19 protein-coding genes are annotated in these 18,393 nt (G+C 65.0%); 15 read left to right on the plus strand and 4 right to left on the minus strand.

Going from position 1 to position 18,393, the window contains the following annotated elements; translation table 11 throughout:
- The first annotated feature begins 34 nt into the window (after positions 1-34).
- From ACVIYL_RS31645 to ACVIYL_RS31700, 12 genes are all read left to right on the plus strand, one after another.
- A complete protein-coding gene (locus ACVIYL_RS31645; protein WP_456780471.1) occupies positions 35-1,171 on the plus strand; it encodes a zinc-binding dehydrogenase in 1,137 nt (378 codons plus the stop codon).
- A gap of 170 nt (positions 1,172-1,341) precedes the next feature.
- Positions 1,342-1,893, plus strand: coding sequence for an NADPH-dependent FMN reductase (locus ACVIYL_RS31650; protein WP_212057694.1), 552 nt, complete (start codon positions 1,342-1,344; stop codon positions 1,891-1,893).
- Between the two features lie 139 nt (positions 1,894-2,032).
- Positions 2,033-2,344 (plus strand): FtsB family cell division protein, encoded by a 312-nt coding sequence (locus ACVIYL_RS31655; RefSeq protein WP_028334062.1) that lies wholly within the window; start codon positions 2,033-2,035, stop codon positions 2,342-2,344.
- Between the two features lie 166 nt (positions 2,345-2,510).
- Positions 2,511-3,530, plus strand: a complete 1,020-nt coding sequence (pdhA, locus tag ACVIYL_RS31660; RefSeq protein ID WP_092083877.1) for a pyruvate dehydrogenase (acetyl-transferring) E1 component subunit alpha — start codon at positions 2,511-2,513, stop codon at positions 3,528-3,530.
- A gap of 45 nt (positions 3,531-3,575) precedes the next feature.
- The gene (locus ACVIYL_RS31665; RefSeq protein WP_028334064.1) at positions 3,576-4,970 is read left to right on the plus strand and encodes a pyruvate dehydrogenase complex E1 component subunit beta; all 1,395 of its coding nucleotides are present in this window, start codon (positions 3,576-3,578) and stop codon (positions 4,968-4,970) included.
- A gap of 5 nt (positions 4,971-4,975) precedes the next feature.
- Positions 4,976-5,281, plus strand: coding sequence for a DUF5076 domain-containing protein (locus tag ACVIYL_RS31670; RefSeq protein WP_456780472.1), 306 nt, complete (start codon positions 4,976-4,978; stop codon positions 5,279-5,281).
- 2 nt (positions 5,282-5,283) lie between these two features.
- Complete coding sequence (locus ACVIYL_RS31675; protein WP_456780473.1) at positions 5,284-6,654, plus strand: pyruvate dehydrogenase complex dihydrolipoamide acetyltransferase; 1,371 nt, start codon at positions 5,284-5,286, stop codon at positions 6,652-6,654.
- Between the two features lie 12 nt (positions 6,655-6,666).
- Entirely contained in the window at positions 6,667-6,843 is a 177-nt protein-coding gene (locus ACVIYL_RS31680) for a hypothetical protein (RefSeq protein WP_168858567.1), read from the plus strand.
- Positions 6,844-7,086, plus strand: a complete 243-nt coding sequence (locus ACVIYL_RS31685; protein ID WP_456780474.1) for a hypothetical protein — start codon at positions 6,844-6,846, stop codon at positions 7,084-7,086. It begins immediately after the preceding gene.
- Positions 7,087-7,103: 17 nt separating this feature from the next.
- Complete coding sequence (gene lpdA / locus ACVIYL_RS31690) at positions 7,104-8,525, plus strand: dihydrolipoyl dehydrogenase (RefSeq protein ID WP_076825475.1); 1,422 nt, start codon at positions 7,104-7,106, stop codon at positions 8,523-8,525.
- Positions 8,526-8,672: 147 nt separating this feature from the next.
- The gene (locus ACVIYL_RS31695) at positions 8,673-9,914 is read left to right on the plus strand and encodes a threonine synthase (protein WP_057016596.1); all 1,242 of its coding nucleotides are present in this window, start codon (positions 8,673-8,675) and stop codon (positions 9,912-9,914) included.
- Positions 9,915-9,993: 79 nt separating this feature from the next.
- Positions 9,994-10,962, plus strand: a complete 969-nt coding sequence (locus ACVIYL_RS31700) for a tripartite tricarboxylate transporter substrate binding protein BugD (RefSeq protein WP_456780475.1) — start codon at positions 9,994-9,996, stop codon at positions 10,960-10,962.
- A gap of 48 nt (positions 10,963-11,010) precedes the next feature.
- On the opposite strand, the gene ACVIYL_RS31705 is transcribed toward ACVIYL_RS31700, so the two are convergent.
- Entirely contained in the window at positions 11,011-13,230 is a 2,220-nt protein-coding gene (locus ACVIYL_RS31705; RefSeq protein WP_456780476.1) for a lytic transglycosylase domain-containing protein, read from the minus strand.
- Between the two features lie 300 nt (positions 13,231-13,530).
- Between ACVIYL_RS31705 and ACVIYL_RS31710 the strand changes: the two genes are divergently transcribed.
- Entirely contained in the window at positions 13,531-14,448 is a 918-nt protein-coding gene (locus tag ACVIYL_RS31710) for an SMP-30/gluconolactonase/LRE family protein (protein ID WP_456780477.1), read from the plus strand.
- A 233-nt stretch (positions 14,449-14,681) separates the two neighbouring features.
- The gene (locus ACVIYL_RS31715; protein WP_456780478.1) at positions 14,682-14,819 is read left to right on the plus strand and encodes a hypothetical protein; all 138 of its coding nucleotides are present in this window, start codon (positions 14,682-14,684) and stop codon (positions 14,817-14,819) included.
- A 38-nt stretch (positions 14,820-14,857) separates the two neighbouring features.
- On the opposite strand, the gene ACVIYL_RS31720 is transcribed toward ACVIYL_RS31715, so the two are convergent.
- From ACVIYL_RS31720 to dctP, 3 genes are read right to left on the minus strand one after another with little or no spacing between them, the layout of a single operon-like run.
- A complete protein-coding gene (locus ACVIYL_RS31720; protein WP_141340612.1) occupies positions 14,858-16,216 on the minus strand; it encodes a TRAP transporter large permease in 1,359 nt (452 codons plus the stop codon).
- Positions 16,213-16,767 (minus strand): TRAP transporter small permease, encoded by a 555-nt coding sequence (locus ACVIYL_RS31725; RefSeq protein ID WP_016842495.1) that lies wholly within the window; start codon positions 16,765-16,767, stop codon positions 16,213-16,215. The genes ACVIYL_RS31720 and ACVIYL_RS31725 overlap by 4 nt, the downstream gene beginning before the upstream one ends.
- Positions 16,764-17,786 (minus strand): TRAP transporter substrate-binding protein DctP, encoded by a 1,023-nt coding sequence (gene dctP / locus ACVIYL_RS31730; protein ID WP_057016540.1) that lies wholly within the window; start codon positions 17,784-17,786, stop codon positions 16,764-16,766. Before dctP ends, ACVIYL_RS31725 begins: the two co-directional genes overlap by 4 nt.
- Positions 17,787-18,141: 355 nt before the next feature.
- Here dctP and ACVIYL_RS31735 point away from each other — a divergent pair, with 355 nt between their 5' ends.
- The gene (locus ACVIYL_RS31735) at positions 18,142-18,375 is read left to right on the plus strand and encodes a pentapeptide MXKDX repeat protein (RefSeq protein WP_016842498.1); all 234 of its coding nucleotides are present in this window, start codon (positions 18,142-18,144) and stop codon (positions 18,373-18,375) included.
- The last annotated feature ends 18 nt before the right edge of the window (positions 18,376-18,393 follow it).

The raw sequence follows: 18,393 nt of genomic DNA on the forward strand, positions 1-18,393 counted from the left end.
ACGGGATCCAACAAAACGCAAAAGGGAGGTCGGGATGAGCGATGGCAAGAGCGGTCTGCAACTGCGTTCGCTGCTCAAGAAGAATGGCGAGCTCGAGATATCGCTGGTCAATGTCCCGACCCCCGAGCCCGGCCCCGACGAGGTCGTGGTCCGGGTCGAGGCGACCCCGATCAATCCGTCCGACCTCGGTCTTTTGATCGGCCCGGCCGACATGTCGGCCGCCAAGGTCTCCGGCAGCAAGGAATTGCCTGTGGTGGCTGCGCGCGTGCCGGAAGCGGCATTGCCGGGCCTCGCCGCACGGCTCGATGAGTCCATGCCGGTCGGCAATGAAGGTGCCGGCGTCGTGATCAGGACCGGTTCATCGGATGCGGCGAAAGCGCTGATGGGCCGCACGGTCGCGATGATCGGTGGCGCGATGTATGCGCAATACCGCACGCTGCGCGTCAACGAATGCCTGCCGCTGCCCGACGGCACCACGCCGGCGGAAGGCGCGTCCTGCTTCGTCAATCCGCTGACCGCGCTCGGCATGACCGAGACGATGCGGCGCGAGGGGCACAAGGCGCTGGTGCACACCGCGGCGGCGTCCAATCTCGGCCAGATGCTCAACAAGATCTGTCTCAAGGACGGCATCGGCCTCGTCAACATCGTGCGCAACAAGGAGCAGGCGGACATCCTGCACAAGATCGGCGCCAAACACGTCGTCGATTCCTCCGCGCCCGATTTCATGGACAAGCTCACCGGCGCGCTGGTGGAAACCGGCGCCACTATCGCTTTCGATGCGATCGGCGGCGGCAAGCTCGCGGGCCAGATCCTGGTCGCGATGGAGACCGCGATCAACAAGACCGCCAAGGCCTACAGCCGCTACGGCTCGAATGTGCACAAGCAGGTCTATGTCTATGGCAGCCTCGACACCCGCTCGATCGAATTGCCGCGCGGCTTCGGCATGGCCTGGGGCGTCGGCGGCTGGCTGCTGTTCCCGTTCCTGATGAAGATCGGTCCGGAGGCCGGCAACAAGCTGCGCCAGCGCGTGGTGGCCGAACTGAAGACGACTTTCGCCAGTCACTACACCAAGGTGGTCTCGTTGCAGGAGACCCTGCAGCTCGACAACATCGCCGTCTACAACAAGCGCTCGACCGGCGAGAAATTCCTGATCAACCCGAACAAGGGCTGAGGATCGAAACGCAGGGGCCGTCCCGATGGGGGCGGCCTTTTTGCTTTGCATAGACCAATTCCGCGAAACGCTGCGTTTCCGGAATTGGACGATCCATGCACTTGCATCTTTCTTGGTGCGCCGGTAGGTGAGGGGCACCAGTTTCACGCGCAATCCGAGGGGAATTTGCTATGGCCTATAACATCGTCACCATTGTCGGCAGCATCCGCAAACAGAGCTTCTCGCTCAAGATCGCCAATGCGCTGGCCAAGCTTGCACCGGCGTCGCTGAAGCTCGATGTGACGACGCTTCAGGAAATTTCCTTCTTCAACCAGGACCTCGAGGCTGCGCCGCCGGCGGACTGGCTTGCCTTCCGCGAGAAGCTGCAGAAGTCGAACGGCGTGCTGTTCGTGACCCCCGAATACAACCGCTCGATCCCGGGCGTGCTGAAGAACGCCATCGACGTCGCCTCGCGGCCCTACGGCAAGAGCTCGTTCATCGGCAAGCCGATCGGCATCATCGGCAATTCGCCCGGACCGCTCGGCGGCGTCAACGCAGTGAAGCACCTGCAAAACATCCTGCCGGGCATTTCCGGCCCGATCCTCGGTCAGCCGGAAGCCTATCTCAACGGCGTCGGCGATGCCTTCGACGACAACGGCGAACTGACCAAGGAGTCGCTCAAGGGCGTGCTGCAGCAGTATCTCGATGCTTTCGCGGCCTTTATCGAAAAGCAGAACCGCTGAGCAAGAGCCCCGTTCCGATTGAATCGGAACGGGCTCTGAACATGTTTTGACGCGTTTTCCTCACGCGAACCGGTACCCACTTCGCTCGAAAACGCTCTGGTTCAGCGTTCGTTAACCCCATGGCCGCATGCTCGCGGCCATGGTTTCCCGCACACGCCTCAAATCGATTCTGACCGGGCTCGCCCTCTATACGCTGGCGGCGCTGATGGTCGGCTATTTCGGCGTCAACGCCTACACCGGCAAATACGGCTTGAACGCGCGGCAGGAGCTCGATCAGGAGATCATCGCGCTGACCTCCGAGCTGGCGCGGCTGAAGAAGGAGCGGGCCGAGGGCGAGCAGCGGGTGTCGCTGCTGCGGTCGGACCGGGTCGATCCCGACATGTTGGACGAGCGCGCGCGCTTCCAGCTCGACTACGCCAATCCGCGTGACCTCGTTCGGATCAACAAGTAACTGACGACGCGTTCTCAAATTTCAAAATCATTCGCGCGCTATCACAAAAATGTCGCGCTGCGCTGCAGTGCGGCATAGCAAAATTCCATCGGGCGAACGCAATCCTTCCAAGGCGATTTGAGTTGGGTTAGAGAGGGTTCTCCGACTTCTCTCACCCGGAATTGCCATGGCCGCACCCAAGAAAAGCGTCGCAAAAGAATCAGGGCAGGAGAAGGCCGGCTCTCCCCCCGAATTCACCAAGGAGCAGGAGCTCAAGGCACTGCGGGACATGCTCCTGATCCGGCGCTTCGAGGAGAAGGCCGGTCAACTCTACGGCATGGGTGCGATCGGCGGTTTCTGCCATCTCTATATCGGCCAGGAAGCGGTCGTGGTCGGCATGCAGATGGCGCTGAAGCCGGGCGACGAGGTCATAACCGGCTACCGGGACCACGGCCACATGCTGGCCTGCGACATGGAAGCCAAGGGCGTGATGGCCGAATTGACCGGACGCCGCGGCGGCTATTCCCGCGGCAAGGGCGGCTCCATGCACATGTTCAGCAAGGAGAAGCACTTTTATGGCGGTCACGGAATCGTGGGCGCGCAGGTCTCGCTCGGCACCGGCCTTGCGTTCGCCAACCGCTATCGCGGCAACGATAACGTCAGCGTGACCTATTTCGGCGACGGCGCGGCCAACCAGGGCCAGGTCTATGAAAGCTTCAACATGGCGGAGCTGTGGAAGCTGCCGGTGATCTACGTGATCGAGAACAACCGCTATGCGATGGGCACCTCGGTGTCGCGCGCATCGGCCCAGCAGGACTTCTCCAAGCGCGGCGCCTCCTTCAACATTCCGGGCAGGCAGGTCGACGGCATGGACGTGCGCGCCGTCAAGGCCGCCGCCGATGAGGCCGTGGCCTGGTGCCGCGGCGGCAACGGTCCGATGATTCTGGAGATGCAGACCTACCGCTACCGCGGCCACTCGATGTCCGATCCGGCGAAGTACCGCACGCGCGAGGAGGTCGAGAAGGTGCGTCACGACCAGGACCCGATCGAGCAGGTGCGCAATCGCTTGCTGGCCTCGGGCGCCAGCGAGCAGGACCTCAAGGCGATCGACGCCCAGGTGCGCGAGATCGTCAACGAGGCCGCCGACTTCGCGCAGCACGATCCGGAGCCGGATCCAGCCGAGCTCTACACCGACATCTACCGCTGACCCCACCCGCGCAGACGAATTTCAAGACCGATTTCGGGAGCCGATATGCCCATTCAAGTGCTGATGCCTGCGCTGTCGCCCACCATGGAGAAGGGCAACCTCGCCAAATGGCTGAAAAAGGAAGGCGAGACCATCAAGTCCGGTGACGTCATCGCCGAGATCGAGACCGACAAGGCGACGATGGAGGTCGAGGCAACCGACGAGGGCACGCTCGGCAAGATCCTGATTCCGGAAGGCACCGCGGACGTTGCGGTGAACACGCCGATCGCCACCATTCTCGTCGACGGCGAAAGCGCCGCCGACCTCGCCAAGGCGCCGGCGGCACCGGCGCCGCAGCCGAAGGCCGCCGAGGCCGCGCCTGCCGAAGCCAAGGCGGAAGCGCCGCAGCCCGCGGCGAAGGCGCCGGCCGCGCCCGCGACCGAGCCACTGCCTGATCCGGAAATCCCCGCGGGGACCGAGATGGTCACGCAGACCATTCGCGAGGCGCTGCGCGATGCGATGGCCGAGGAGATGCGCCGCGACGGCGACGTCTTCATCATGGGCGAGGAGGTCGCGGAATATCAGGGCGCCTACAAGGTGACACAGGGCCTGTTGCAGGAATTCGGCGCCCGCCGCGTGATCGACACGCCGATCACCGAGCACGGCTTTGCCGGCGTCGGCGTCGGCGCGGCGATGGCGGGCTTGAAGCCGATCGTCGAGTTCATGACCTTCAACTTCGCCATGCAGGCGATCGACCAGATCATCAACTCCGCCGCCAAGACGCTCTATATGTCCGGCGGCCAGATGGGATGCTCGATCGTGTTCCGCGGCCCGAACGGCGCCGCCGCGCGTGTCGCCGCGCAGCACAGCCAGGACTATGCGGCGTGGTACTCGCAGATCCCGGGCCTCAAGGTGATCGCGCCGTATTCGGCCGCCGATTACAAGGGCCTGCTCAAGGCCGCGATCCGCGATCCCAATCCGGTGATCTTCCTCGAGAACGAGGTGCTGTACGGCCACACCGGTGAGGTGCCGAAGCTGGCTGATTTCGTGGTGCCGATCGGCAAGGCGCGGATTGCCCGCGCCGGCAAGGACGTCACCATCGTCTCCTGGGCGATGGGCATGTCCTATGCGCTGAAGGCTGCCGACGAACTCGCCAAGGAAGGTATCGAGGCCGAGGTCGTCGATCTCCGCACCATCCGTCCGATGGATACCGAGACCATCATCAACTCGGTGAAGAAGACCGGCCGCGCGGTGACGGTCGAGGAGGGCTGGCAGCAGAGCGGCGTCGGCTCCGAGGTCGCCGCGCGCATCATGGAGCACGCCTTCGACTATCTCGACGCGCCGGTGGCGCGCGTCTCCGGCAAGGACGTGCCGATGCCTTATGCCGCCAACCTTGAAAAGCTTGCTCTGCCCTCCGTCGCCGAGGTGGTCGCCGCCGCCAAGGCCGTATCCTACCGGTAACGCCGATGACCGGTCCCAAGGAGCAGCCGCTGCCCCCTGACGTGATGGGCCGCGACGATGCCATTGAAGTGCTGCGCGCCTTCGTCGTCGATGGCGGCCTGTCGATCGCGTTCCAGCGCGCTTTCGAGGAGCCGGACATGTGGGGGCTGATGCTGGTCGACATCGCCCGCCATGCCGCGCGCGCCTATGCGCGCGAGAGCGAATACACCGAGGACGAGGCGCTCGCGCGCATCGTCGAGATGTTCGAAGCCGAAATCGCCCGGCCGACCGACATGGGCCAAACCAAACCGCGGTCGCAACAAGGTCACTGACAATGCCGATCAATATTCTCATGCCCGCGCTGTCGCCGACGATGGAAAAGGGCAACCTCGCCAAGTGGCTCAAGAAAGAGGGCGACAAGGTCAAGTCCGGCGACGTGATCGCGGAGATCGAGACCGACAAGGCGACGATGGAAGTCGAGGCGGTCGATGAAGGCACGATCGCCAAGATCCTGGTGCCGGAGGGCACGCAGGACGTGCCGGTCAACGACGTCATCGCCGTCATGGCCGGCGACGGGGAGGATGTGAAGGCGGCAGCCAGCGCCGGAGCGGGTGCCGCACCGGCCGCTAAACCCGCCGAGGCGCCGAAGCCCGCCGCCCAGGCCGCGCCTGCGGCGGCTCCCGCACCGGCGGCGGCGCCTGCGCCGAAGCCGGCCGCAGCGCCAGCGCCGGCAGCGGCGCCTCAGGCTGCTGCACCGGCCGCGCAGGCTAACGGCCACGCCCGGGTGTTCTCATCGCCCCTGGCGCGCCGGCTGGCAAAGGAAGCCGGCATCGATCTTACCCGCATCACCGGCACCGGCCCGCATGGCCGGGTCATCGCGCGCGACGTCGACGAGGCCAAGTCCGGCAAAGGCCTGAAGGCGCCGGCGGCAGCGCCCGCCGCGGGACCGAGCATCGCGCCGTCAATGTCGGACAAGCAGATCCTCGCGCTGTTCGAGCCGGGCTCCTACGAGGTGGTGCCGCATGACGGCATGCGCCGCACCATCGCGCAGCGTCTCACCGCCTCGGTGCAGAACGTCCCGCACTTCTACCTCACCATCGACTGCGACATCGGCAAGCTGCTCGCCGCGCGCGAGGAGATCAACGCCGCAGCGCCGAAGGACAAGGAGAAGAAGCCGCTCTACAAGATCTCGGTCAACGACTTCGTCATCAAGGCGATGGCGGTCGCGCTGCAGAAGATTCCGAACTGCAACGTCAGCTGGACCGAAGGCGGCATGCTCAAGCACAAGCATTCCGACGTCGGCGTCGCGGTGGCGATGCCGGGCGGCCTGATCACGCCGATCATCCGCAAGGCCGAGACCAAGACGCTCTCGACCATCTCCAACGAGATGAAGGATTTCGCCGCCCGCGCCCGCGCCCGCAAGCTGAAGCCGGAGGAATATCAGGGCGGCACCACCGCGGTCTCCAACCTCGGCATGTACGGCATCAACCACTTCACCGCCGTGATCAACCCGCCGCACGCCTCGATCCTCGCGGTCGGCACTTCGGAGGAGCGTCCGGTGGTGCGCGGCGGCAAGATCGAGATCGCGCACATGATGAGCGTGACCCTGTCGTGCGATCACCGCGCGATCGACGGCGCGCTAGGCGCCGAGCTGATCGGTGCCTTCAAGCAGCTGATCGAAAACCCCGTGATGATGATGGTGTGACGGGCATCCGCCATGTACGCGATCGTCGGTCCGTACGTCCTGCTCGCCGCTATCGCCGTCGCGTTGCTCGTCGCGGTCAACCGCGACCTGATATCGACGATCCAGTTCAGGATCATGATGATCGGCGCCGCGGTGCTGGCGCTGGCGTGGTCCGTGTTCCTCGGTGCGGTATGGCGGGAGTACGGATGAATGGCCGGCACGGCTTGCACGCGCTGGCTCTGGATCTCGCTGTTGCTGTCGGCCGCACTGGTGCTCAATCCGGTCGGATTGGATCTTCTGCACTCCGCGTTCTTCGCCGGCGAACAGCTGGCGCGGAACATCGCCCAGCCGATCGTGCTGACGGCCCTGGCCATCATGGCCGTGGTGATCGGGCTCGAATGGCTGGTCAGGTCATTGATCGCAAGAAGCCGCGCCCGCGGCGTCACACGTTGAGTTGAACGGGAGCCGCCATGGCCGACACATCCTTTGACGTCATCATCATCGGCTCCGGCCCCGGCGGCTACGTGACCGCGATCCGTGCCGCGCAGCTCGGTTTCAAGACCGCGATCGTCGAGAAATCCTATCTCGGCGGCATCTGCCTGAACTGGGGCTGCATTCCGACCAAGGCGCTGCTGCGCTCCGCCGAGATCTATCACTACATGCAGCACGCCAAGGATTACGGGTTGTCGGCCGACAATGTCTCGTTCGATCCGAAGGCGGTGGTGCAGCGCTCGCGCGGCGTCTCGAAGCGCCTCAATGACGGCGTCGGCTTCCTGATGAAGAAGAACAAGGTCACGGTGATCTGGGGCGAGGCCACGATCGACGCGCCCGGCAAGATCACGGTGAAGAAGTCGGCGGTCGAGGCGCCGAAGGGCGCCAGCGGCGAGGGCAGCTATCAGGCCAAGCACATCATCGTGGCGACCGGCGCGCGGCCGCGCGTGCTGCCCGGGCTCGAGCCCGACAAGAAGCTGATCTGGACCTATTTCGAGGCGATGGTGCCGGAGCGGATGCCGAAGTCGCTGCTGGTGGTCGGCTCCGGCGCGATCGGCATCGAGTTCGCCTCGTTCTTCCACACCATGGGCGCCGACGTCACCGTGGTCGAGGTGCTGCCGCAGATTCTCCCGGTCGAGGATGCGGAAATCGCAGGGCTCGCCCGCAAGCGGTTTGAGAAGATGGGGATCAAGATACTCACCTCGACCAAGGTGACAAAGCTCGAGAAGAAGGCCGACAGCGTGGTTGCGACCATCGACGACGGCAAGGAGAAGCCGCAAGCGGTGGAGTTCGAGCGCGTGATTTCGGCGGTCGGCGTGGTCGGCAATATCGAGAATCTCGGGCTGGAGAAGCTTGGCGTCAAAACCGATCGCGGCTGCATCGTGATCGACGGCCTCGGCAAGACCAACGTTCCCGGCATCTATGCGATCGGCGACGTCGCGGGACCGCCGATGCTCGCGCACAAGGCCGAGCATGAGGGCGTGATCTGCATCGAGGCGATCAAGGGCCTGCATCCGCATCCGATGGACAAGCTGATGATCCCGGGCTGCACCTACTGCAACCCGCAGGTCGCCTCCGTCGGCCTCACCGAGGCCAAGGCCAAGGAAGACGGCCGCGAGATCCGGGTCGGCCGCTTCCCGTTCGTCGGCAACGGCAAGGCGATCGCGCTCGGCGAGGACCAGGGCCTCGTCAAGGTGATCTTCGACAAGAAGACCGGCCAGCTGCTCGGCGCACACATGATCGGCGCCGAGGTCACCGAGCTGATCCAGGGCTACGTCGTGGCGATGAATCTGGAGACCACGGAAGAGGAACTGATGCACACCGTGTTCCCGCATCCGACCTTGTCGGAAATGATGAAGGAAGCGGTGCTCGACGCCTACGGGCGGGTGCTGAATATTTGAGTGGCCGAATTCAGCTCGTCATGCGCGGGCTTGACCCGCGTATCCATCAAGCGAAAGCTTTTTTGCAAGATGGATCGCCGGGTCAAGCCCGGCGATGACAAGCGGAAAGAGCCGTTGACGCAAGAAGCCTGAGAAAGAACAGAGCCAGTGAAAGACAACGACAACCTCACCATCGAACGCCCGACTTTCGTCACCCATCTCGAATGCGCGATGGAGGGCGATCATTATCCCGCCGACCAGGTGCACAACCTCTCCAAGGCCGGCAAGCCGCTGCTGGTGCGCTATGACCTTGCCGGGGTGAAGAAGGCGCTGACGAAGGACGCCCTGGCGCAGCGTCCCGCCGATTTGTGGCGCTACCGCGAGCTGCTGCCGGTGCGCAAATGCAAGGATATCGTCAGCCTCGGCGAGGTCACGACGCCGCTGATCCGGCTGCCGCGGCTCGGCGCCAAGCTTGGCGGCGGCGAGATCATTGTGAAAGATGAAGGCCGGCTGCCGACCGGCTCGTTCAAGGCACGCGGCCTGGTGATGGCGGTGTCGATGGGCAAGGCGCTCGGCATCAAGCACATGGCGATGCCGACCAACGGCAATGCCGGCGCGGCGCTGGCGGCCTATGCGACCTCCTGCGGCATCAAGACCACGATCTTCTGCCCGGCCGATACGCCGGAGGTGAATGTCAGCGAGATCGAGCTGCAGGGCGCCACCGTTTATCGCGTCAACGGCTATATCGATGACTGCGGCAAGATCGTCGGCGAGGGCAAGGCGAAGGTCGGCTGGTTCGATACCTCGACCCTGAAGGAGCCGTACCGGATCGAGGGCAAGAAGACGATGGGGCTTGAACTTGCCGAGCAGCTCGGCTGGGACGTGCCCGACGTGATCTTCTACCCGACCGGCGGCGGCACCGGCCTGATCGGCATGTGGAAGGCGTTCGACGAGCTCGAGAAGATCGGCTTCATCGGAAGCAAGCGCCCGCGCATGGTCGCGGTGCAGGCCTCCGGCTGCGCGCCGATGGTGCGGGCCTATGAGGCCGGCACCGAGCACGCCGCGCGCTGGGAGGACGCCCACACCATCGCCTCGGGCATCCGCGTGCCCCAGGCGATCGGCGACTTCCTCATCCTGCGCGCGGTGCGCGAGAGCAAGGGTTTTGCGATCGCCGTCGATGACGACAAGATCAGCGCCGCCCTCAATGAGGTCGCGCGCGAGGAGGGGCTGTTGCTGTGCCCCGAGGGCGCCGCGACCTACGCCGCCTACAAGGAGAGCCTCGCCGACGGCCGTGTCAGCAAGACCGACCGCGTGATGCTGTTCAACTGCGCCAGCGGCCTGAAATACCCGCTGCCGCCGATCACCCGCACGCTCGACCGGCACAAGCCGATCGACTTCTCGCAGTTCTGACGCCTCATCCGAAGGGCCATCTTGTCGAGAGGTGGCCCTTCAAAAATAATTGGAAACAAGAAAATTGAGGGAGAGCGTGATGCGGAAGCTGGTTCTGGCCGTGTTGGCGATGTTGGCGTTAACGGGGAACGTTTCCGCGGAAACCTATCCGACGCACCCGATCACCATCGTGGTGCCGTTTGCCGCCGGCGGTCCTTCGGATGCGATGGCACGCATCCTCGGCGAGCGCATGAAGCAGTCGCTCGGTGAGGTGCTGCTGATCGAGAACGTGACCGGTGCCGGCGGCTCGATCGGCGTCGGCCGTGCGGTGCGCTCGGCGCCCGACGGCTACACCATCTCGTTCGGCCATCTCGGCACCCATGTCGCCAACGGCGCGATCTACAAGCTCGGCTACGACCTCGTCACCGATCTCGAGCCGGTGGTGCTGCTGCCGAGCAACCCGATGATCATCGTCAGCAAGAACGCCGTGCCGGCGAAATCGCTGAAGGAATTGCTGGAGTGGCTGAAGTCGCGGCCGGCGCCGCCGACCGCGGGCACCGCCGGCGCCGGCAGCGGCAGCCATATCGCCGGGCTCTATTTCGAGAACGTTTCCGGCATCAAGCTGCAATATGTGCCGTATCGCGGCACCGGGCCGGCGCTGAACGACCTCGTCGCCGGTCAGATCGACATCATCGTCGACCAGACCTCGAACTCGATCAACCAGGTCCGCGCCGGCAATATCCGCGCCTATGCGGTCACCGATTCCAAGCGGGTCGCGAATGCGCCCGACGTCGCGACGGTCGACGAGGCCGGCCTGCCGGGCTTCCACATGACGCTGTGGTCCGGCCTCTGGGTGCCGAAGGGTACCCCGAAGGAGATCGTGGCCAAGCTCAACGCCGCTGCGGTCGAGGCGATGGCCGATCCGGCCGTGCAGAAGCAGCTCGAGAATTTGGGCTTGCAGATGCCGCCGAAGGATCAGCTCACGCCGGATGCGCTCGGTGCCTGGCAGAAGGCGGAAATCGCCAAATGGTGGCCGATGATCAAGGCCGCCAACGTGAAGGTGGATTGAAACTTGTCATCCCGGCCGCGCGCAATTGCGCGCTAGGCCGGGACGACGTTATTGCGACGGCATTGCCTCAGCCGGCGCCGCGTTGCTCTCCTGCGTTACGACGCGCTCGCCGTTCTTGGCCACTGCCGTGTCGGCATCCTCGAACCGCGCCCGGTAGACCGCGAAATTCTCCATCACGCGCTGCACGTAGTTGCGCGTCTCGGAGATCGGGATCCGCTCCACCCAGTCGACTGGATCGACCTTGGGATCGCGCGGGTCGCCGTAGGCCTTGATCCAGTCGCGGACGCGGCCGCGGCCGGCGTTGTAGCCGGCAAAGGTCATGATGTGGCAGTTGCGATATTCCGACAGCAACGCGCTGAGCTCGGCTGCGCCCATCTGGGTGTTGTAGACGGGATCGGACACCATCCGGCTCCAGTCATAGCTGACGCCGAAGCGCTTGGCGGTGTCACGACCAGCTTCCGGCGTCACCTGCATCAGGCCGACGGCGTTGGCCGCTGACTTGTCGCGCTGGTCGAACGCGCTTTCGGTACGCGCGATCGAGTAGGTCATGCTGCGCCCGATATCTGGCGCGATCGGCATGTGCTTGGGAATGCCGATCACGGGGAAAGCGTAATGGTCGAAGGCAAAGCCGCGCGCGAGTGCGATCTTGCCGATCTGCAGCATGGCGCGGGCATCGTTGCGGCGGCCGGTCAGCTCGCCGAGCGCCTCGAGCATCCCGACATCGGTGCTTTCCTCGGCGAGGTCGGCGGCGAAATAGAGCACGATGTCAGGCTCGCCGATCGCATAGAGCATATCGGCGGCGCGGACGCGCTCATCCGCCGCCATGCTGCCGGCGCTGGCGGCCGGCGAGGGCGCGCGCAGCTCGACGCCACCATCACGGCCGAGCTTGGCCAGCGCGAGCTGACCGTAATAGGCCGTCGGGTAGCGCGCGGCGGCCTGGTAATCGGCCCGCATCGCCGCGGAATTGCCGAGTGCCTCTGCGGCGCGGCCACGCCAATAGGCGGCGCGCGCCAGCACGGTCGGGTTGGTCTGGCCCTCATCGATATGCGCGAAGTGCGCCGCGGCGGCCTTGGCGTCGTTGAGATAACGCAGCGCGATCCAGCCGCGCATGAAGTGCATGTCGGAGCGGTAATAAGGATTGTCCGGCGCCGCCGCGGGCCGGATCACGTCATAGGCCGCCTGGTACTCGCCCTGGTCGAGCAGCTTGCGGGAGAGGATGCGGCGCTCGCGCCACCACTGGTCGGTGTCCTGCTGCGCCATCGTCTCCGGCTCAGCCGCGATCGTCACGCGCGCCGCTTCGTCGACCTTGTTCTTCGCAAGCAGCCATTGAATTCGGCACAGCGTGTAGCCGAGATCGCGGCGGGCATCGGCCGGCACATCGTTGAGCGTGTCCTCTGCCTTGCTGGATTGTCCGCGGACCGCGCCGCAGGCTTTCACGATCGCCAGATCGTTGCTGCCGAGCCGCTGTGCCGCGCGCCTCGCGCCGGCGAGATCCTTGGCGCCGATCCGCTTGTCCATGCGCGCCCGATGGTCGTCGCGCGTCAGCAGGTCCTTGAACGCATCATAGGCGTCGCTCTCGGTGCGATCGGACAGCTCCTCCGAGCGCCAGGCTTCGCGCACCAGCCGGGTGGCGCCGTCGCGGTCGCCTTCAGCCAGCAGCGTGCGGGCGAGCGCGAACTTGCCCTTGCCGCTGATCGGCTGATCGAGGGTGAAGCCGTGCACCGTGGCCGGATCGCTGCGCTCCTGCCAGATCCGCGCTTCGGCGCGCTTGCGCAACAGCGTGACGCTTGGCCAGTCCGGATTGGCCGTCACGAATGCCGCATAGCGGCTGAACGGCGCGCTCGATTCCGAGTGGCGCAGCAGATACCACTCGACGAGTTTTCGCCCGACCGGGTCGGTGATCCTGGCCTGGATGTCGGTCGCATCGCTGGTCTTGCCTCTGCGCGCGGCGAGGATCGCATCCCTGATCGTGGCGAGATCGCCCGACAATTGCGGCCCTGCGGGCTTCTCCGGCTCGGGCGCCTTCTCAGCGGATTTGGAAGGATCGGATTTGGCCTTCGCGGATTTACGTTTGTCGGCGCCATGTCTGGCGTGCCGCCGCTTGCCGGAGGTGCTCTCGCGCGCGGCCTTGCCGCCATGCGCCTTCTTGTCCCCGTGGCCGCTCTTGGCCTGGTGCTGGTGATGCGGCTTGGCGGTCGCCTGGACCGGAAGCAGCGCGAGCGCGGCGGCGGTGGCGAAGCACGCCAGCGGACGTAGGCAACGGTTCATTCCCTGGTCCCCCCTGAGAAACCATGAGGCACAACAGAACGCGTCATACGGCGGCACAACCGCCGCAGATTATCACTACCCTCGATTCTCGAGTCTTAATGCAGCTGCAACTCAACAGGGAAAACGCGGCGAAATATGGAATATGGCGTGTGGAACCCGCTGGAACCGGGATTATTACGGGTGAAAACGGACAGGCAGCACCGTGCTTTGACCGGTTCCGCCTGAGTTGTATCGTCGTAGCGAGCGCACGTGGGGGCTGACGATGTCACTGCAACATCACTTTTCTCGAACCGGTGCATCATGACGGCGCGCCTCAGAACGATCCTCGACGGCGGCCGCTATTTCGAAGGCCCGCGCTGGCATCGCGGGCGGCTCTGGTTCGTCGATTGCATGGCGCGGGCGCTTCTGAGCATCAGCTCGTCGGGCGAGTTGCAGGAGCATGCTGCGCTGACCGACGACACGCCGTGTGGTCTCGGCGTCCTGCCTGATGGCGACATCGTCGTGCTGACGATGTTCAGGAAGCGGCTGCTGCGGTTTTCCGATGGAGCGCTGTCGCTCTATGCCGATCTCTCCGAGGTCGCGACCGGCACGATCGACGACATGATCATCGACGGGCAGGGACGCGCCTATGTCGGCGATCTCGGCTTCGACCTGCCGCCGCCGGAGCGCCGCGGTGCGGTCGGCCGGATCATCCTCGTGATGCCCGACGGCAGTGCCCGCGTCGTCGCGGAAGGCTTGCGGTTTCCCAACGGCATTGCCGTCTCCTCCGACCATCGCCGGCTCGTCGTTGCCGAAATGGATGGCGCAGGTCTCGCCGAATACGACATCGCGCCGGACGGCGGCCTGACCCTGCGCGGGCGGTTCGGCAGCATCAACGATCCCGACGGCATCTGCCTCGATGCCGACGGGGCGACCTGGGTCGCGTCCTTCACGGAAGATGCTTTTGTCCGGATCGATCGCACTGGCGTGGAGCGTGAGCGCATCACGGTGTCCGGTCGCCGCGCGCTTGCCTGCGCGCTCGGAGACGCGGACCGCAGGACGCTGTTCTGCCTGAGCGCGGAGACGTCCTACGAAGAGCTACGCAAGGGCAGGTCCACGTCGCGGATCGATGTGGTCGAGGTCGACACGCCGGGTGATGGCTATCCTGAGCCGACCGAGGCGAGTCTCACTTCTTCTTTTTCTTCTCTTTCTTCTTCAGGATATCGGCCTGGCTCCTGAAGGCGCGGGCGAGGGAGCGCATCTGGTTGGCGACAAGTGCGTCGGCCGTCGTCAATGCAACCCGCTCCGCGGTCTGCGCCTGCCTGCGAATTGCCTTGGCCATTTTCATGAAGGAACCAATCGCGCCGCGTCGCTCTCGTTCCTGCACCAGCGACAGCGTCTTGACGGCATCTCGCGGTCTTGAGTTTCGTTCTCGTTTCGTTCATAGTAGCGCGCTCCGGGAGAGTGCTGCCATGGACGACGAGCGAGACCGCGAAATCATCAGGCTGTGGAACGAGGTCCGCCGGCTGCAGCGCGAGGGGCGTCCGACGGCGGTGCTGGTCCGCCGGATCGAGAGGGCGCTCGCGGAACGCGAGCAGGAGGCTGCCTGAAACTACGGTCTGCCGCGTCCTCGCAGCGCGCAAGCGGTCTAGCGCCCGCCGTCCGGCCCCATGATCAGATTCGGCAGCCAGGTCGAGATCTCCGGAAAGAAGCAGAGCAACAGCACTGCGAACATCATCAGCAGCACGAATGGCAGCGTGCCCCAGATCACCTCGCTCAGCGGGATGTCGGGCGCGACGTTGCGGATGACGAAGATGTTGAGGCCGACCGGCGGATGGATCAGGCCCATCTCCATCACGATGGTCATGACGACGCCGAACCAGATGATGTCGAACTCGGCCGCGCGCAGCGGCGGCAGGATGATCGGCGCGGTCATCAGGATGATCGAGACCGGCGGCAGGAAGAAGCCGAGCACGATCACCATCACGAGGATCGCAAACAACAGCTCCCAGCGCGGCAGGTGCATGGCGACGATCGCCTCCGCCGCCGACTGCGAGATGTGCAGATAGCTCATCACATAGGAATAGAGCAGTGACATGCCGATGATCAGCATCAGCATGGTGGACTCGCGGATGGTCGATTTCAGGATCGGCGACAGGTCGCTGGGCGTCCACACGCTGTAGATCACGGCGATCAGCCCGAGCGCCAGGAGGCCGCCGAGGCCGGCGGTTTCCGATGGCGTGGCGTAGCCGCCATAGAGCGCGATCATCACGCCGGTCAGCAGCAGCACGAACGGGATCACGCGCGGCAGCGCGCTGAAGCGCTCGGCCATGGTGAATTCGTCATGCTGCAGGATCGCCGCGTCCTTGCCGGTCGCGTCATAGACGGCGCGGGCCATGGCGTATTCCTTGCGGAAGCGGAACACGGCGTAGAAACCGAACAGCGTCACCAGCAGCAGGCCGGGGCCGATGCCGGCGAGAAACAGCCGTCCCAGCGATTTCTCGGCTGCGACGGCGAACAGGATCATCGTGATCGAGGGCGGCAGCAGGATGCCGAGCGTGCCGCCGGCGGCGATGATGCCCGCGGCAAAGCCGCCGGAATAGCCGCGCTTGCGCATCTCCGGGATGCCGGCCGAACCGATCGCCGAGCAGGTCGCCGGCGAGGAGCCGGCCATCGCCGCGAACAGGGCGCAGGCGAATACGTTGGCGACGCCGAGGCCGCCGGGCACGCGGTGCAGCCAGGCGTGCAGCGCCGAATAGAGGTCCTGGCCGGCCCGCGATTTGCCGATCGCCGCGCCCTTCAGGATGAACAGCGGGATCGACAGCAGCGTGATCGAGGCCATCTCCTCGTAGACGTTCTGCGTCACCGTATCGAGCGAGGCCGCCGGCATGAAGATCGCCATGAACACGACCGCGACGGCACCGAGCGCGAACGCGATCGGCATACCGGAGAACATCGCAAACAGGGTGGCAAGTCCGTAGGAGATACCAATACCAAACACGGTCATCGGCGCGCGCCACCCGTCAGCGGAATGATGATTTGCAGGAGGATCTGCACGCAGAGCAGCGTCATGCCCAGCGCCATCAGCACGTAGGGGATGGCGAGCGGCGGCGACCACATCGAGTTGGACACCTGGCCGTCGACATAGGCTTCATGCGCCAGGGTCCAGGATTTCCAGGCGAAGAAGGCGCAGAACGCGAAGCTCGCGACGTCGACCAGCCACAGCCGGATGGCGTTGGCGCGCGCCGAGAGCAGCCCGACGAACGCCTCGATGCTGACATGGCCGCGCTGGCTCTGCACATAGGCCGAGGTCATGAAGGTGGCGCCGACCAGGAGGAAGACGGCCGCCTCGTCCTGCCAGTAGTTCGGGCTGTGGAACAGGGCGCGGCCGAGCACGCTGTAGCTCAGGATCACGCAGGCCGCGACCAGAGCGAGCGCGGCGAACACCACGATGATGTTGTTGCAGATGGACAGCGCGCGCCCAAGCAAGGCCACGGGCGTGTTGCCCGCGGCGATGCTTGCGGTTTCGGCCTGATCCGCGACCGGACCATGCATCATGCGGCGACGTCGCTTGCGAGCTTCAGCAGGTTGGCGGCGGTGGCGGTCTTGGCGCCATAGTCCTTCCATGCGGTATCGCGCGCGATGTCGCGCCACTTGCCGACAATGGTTGCATCGAGCGCGCTGACCTTGGCGCCGGCCTTCTCATAGACCTTGGCGACTTCGGTATCGTCGTCCTGCGCCCCCTTGCGGCCGAACGCCTCGAGCTCGGTGCCGACGGCAAGGATGATGTCCTGCTGGTTTTTCGGCAGCTTGTCGAAGATCGCCTTCGACATCATCAACGGCTCCAGCATGAACCAGTAGGAGGCGCCGGCGCCCGAGGTCAGCGACTTCGCGACCTCCTCGAGGCGGAACGAGATCAGGCTGGTGGAGGAGGTGATGCCGGCGTCGCAGGCGCCGGTCTGCATCGCGGCGTAAAGCTCGTTGGACGGCACCGAGAGCACGGCGGCGCCGGCGGTCTGCAGCACCATGTCCATCTCGCGCGAGCCGCCGCGCACCTTGAGGCCCTTGGCATCTTCAGGCGCCACGATCGCCCTGGAGCGGCTGGCGACGCCGCCGGCCTGCCAGACCCAGGAGATCAGCAGAATGCCCTTGTCGGCGAGGAAGTCGCTCAAGGCCTTGCCGACCGGCTCCTTCTTCCAGCGCAGGCCCTGGTCGTAGGTGGTGACGAGGCCCGGCATCAGGCCGATATTGGTCTCCGGCAATTCGCCGCCGGCATAGGGCATCGGATACAGGCTGAGGTCGAGCGCGCCCTTGCGCATCGCCGAGAACTGCGCGTTGGTCTTGATCAGCGACGAGTTCGGATAGACCTCGGCGGTCAGCTCACCGCCCGAGCGCTTGGCGACCTCGGCCGCGAACATCCTGCACAGCCGGTCGCGGAAGTCGCCCTTGTCGATGGTGCCGCCGGGGAACTGATGCGAGATCTTCAGCGTGGTCGCGGCATGCGCGGTCCCGATGCCCATCCGCAGGACGGCGGGTGCGGCAAGGGCGGAAGCGAGGACGTGGCGGCGTGTGAGCATGGTTCTCCCCTGAGAGCTTCTTGAGTGGCTGTTAGGCCGGCGCGGAGCTTTAGCTTAGCCGGTCTTCGCGTGAACATTCTCTAGTCTGATAGTTCGAGGCGCCCTGATAGTGCGAGCCGATACGGGGCTGCAAGTCCTGACGTTCAAGTCCTGACATTCAAGCCTTGCCGTTGCTGCGGCGCACACAGCCGGCGCCGGCCCATGGCTATTCAACCGTCGCGCGACCATCCGTCGGTGATCGCGCCGCGTCGCTTCAAGAATTTGTTATTGGAGGTAACGACGGCCGGCGCAAGTGCGTCGAGTAGAGAGCGGCAAGTCGTCGCGCTCACATTCGACCACACAAGGGATCATCACCATGACCACCAAGACCCGCCTCGGCCTTTCCGCCGCGCTGCTCTCGTTCAGCCTGGCGCTGGCGCCCGCCGCCTTCGCTCAGGACAAGATGGGCAAGGATGACGCGATGAAGAAGGAAGACACGATGTCCAAGGATGCCATGAAGAAGGACGGTGGCATGATGAAGAAGGACGACGCCATGAAGAAGGATGGCGGCGCGATGATGAAGAAGGACGACGGCATGAAGAAGAACTGACTGCCGTCATCGCCCGCT

Source organism: Bradyrhizobium sp. USDA 3315, from assembly GCF_054056795.1.

What these genes read in the sequence shown, in the direction of transcription:
- ACVIYL_RS31645 (WP_456780471.1), top strand. Translation starts at nt 35, where the DNA reads ATGAGCGATGGCAAGAGCGGTCTGCAACTGCGTTCGCTGCTCAAGAAG.
- ACVIYL_RS31650 (WP_212057694.1), top strand. Translation starts at nt 1,342, where the DNA reads ATGGCCTATAACATCGTCACCATTGTCGGCAGCATCCGCAAACAGAGC.
- ACVIYL_RS31655 (WP_028334062.1), top strand. Translation starts at nt 2,033, where the DNA reads ATGGTTTCCCGCACACGCCTCAAATCGATTCTGACCGGGCTCGCCCTC.
- pdhA (WP_092083877.1), top strand. Translation starts at nt 2,511, where the DNA reads ATGGCCGCACCCAAGAAAAGCGTCGCAAAAGAATCAGGGCAGGAGAAG.
- ACVIYL_RS31665 (WP_028334064.1), top strand. Translation starts at nt 3,576, where the DNA reads ATGCCCATTCAAGTGCTGATGCCTGCGCTGTCGCCCACCATGGAGAAG.
- ACVIYL_RS31670 (WP_456780472.1), top strand. Translation starts at nt 4,976, where the DNA reads ATGACCGGTCCCAAGGAGCAGCCGCTGCCCCCTGACGTGATGGGCCGC.
- ACVIYL_RS31675 (WP_456780473.1), top strand. Translation starts at nt 5,284, where the DNA reads ATGCCGATCAATATTCTCATGCCCGCGCTGTCGCCGACGATGGAAAAG.
- ACVIYL_RS31680 (WP_168858567.1), top strand. Translation starts at nt 6,667, where the DNA reads ATGTACGCGATCGTCGGTCCGTACGTCCTGCTCGCCGCTATCGCCGTC.
- ACVIYL_RS31685 (WP_456780474.1), top strand. Translation starts at nt 6,844, where the DNA reads ATGGCCGGCACGGCTTGCACGCGCTGGCTCTGGATCTCGCTGTTGCTG.
- lpdA (WP_076825475.1), top strand. Translation starts at nt 7,104, where the DNA reads ATGGCCGACACATCCTTTGACGTCATCATCATCGGCTCCGGCCCCGGC.
- ACVIYL_RS31700 (WP_456780475.1), top strand. Translation starts at nt 9,994, where the DNA reads ATGCGGAAGCTGGTTCTGGCCGTGTTGGCGATGTTGGCGTTAACGGGG.
- ACVIYL_RS31705 (WP_456780476.1), bottom strand. Translation starts at nt 13,230, where the DNA reads ATGAACCGTTGCCTACGTCCGCTGGCGTGCTTCGCCACCGCCGCCGCG.
- ACVIYL_RS31710 (WP_456780477.1), top strand. Translation starts at nt 13,531, where the DNA reads ATGACGGCGCGCCTCAGAACGATCCTCGACGGCGGCCGCTATTTCGAA.
- ACVIYL_RS31715 (WP_456780478.1), top strand. Translation starts at nt 14,682, where the DNA reads ATGGACGACGAGCGAGACCGCGAAATCATCAGGCTGTGGAACGAGGTC.
- ACVIYL_RS31720 (WP_141340612.1), bottom strand. Translation starts at nt 16,216, where the DNA reads ATGACCGTGTTTGGTATTGGTATCTCCTACGGACTTGCCACCCTGTTT.
- ACVIYL_RS31725 (WP_016842495.1), bottom strand. Translation starts at nt 16,767, where the DNA reads ATGATGCATGGTCCGGTCGCGGATCAGGCCGAAACCGCAAGCATCGCC.
- dctP (WP_057016540.1), bottom strand. Translation starts at nt 17,786, where the DNA reads ATGCTCACACGCCGCCACGTCCTCGCTTCCGCCCTTGCCGCACCCGCC.
- ACVIYL_RS31735 (WP_016842498.1), top strand. Translation starts at nt 18,142, where the DNA reads ATGACCACCAAGACCCGCCTCGGCCTTTCCGCCGCGCTGCTCTCGTTC.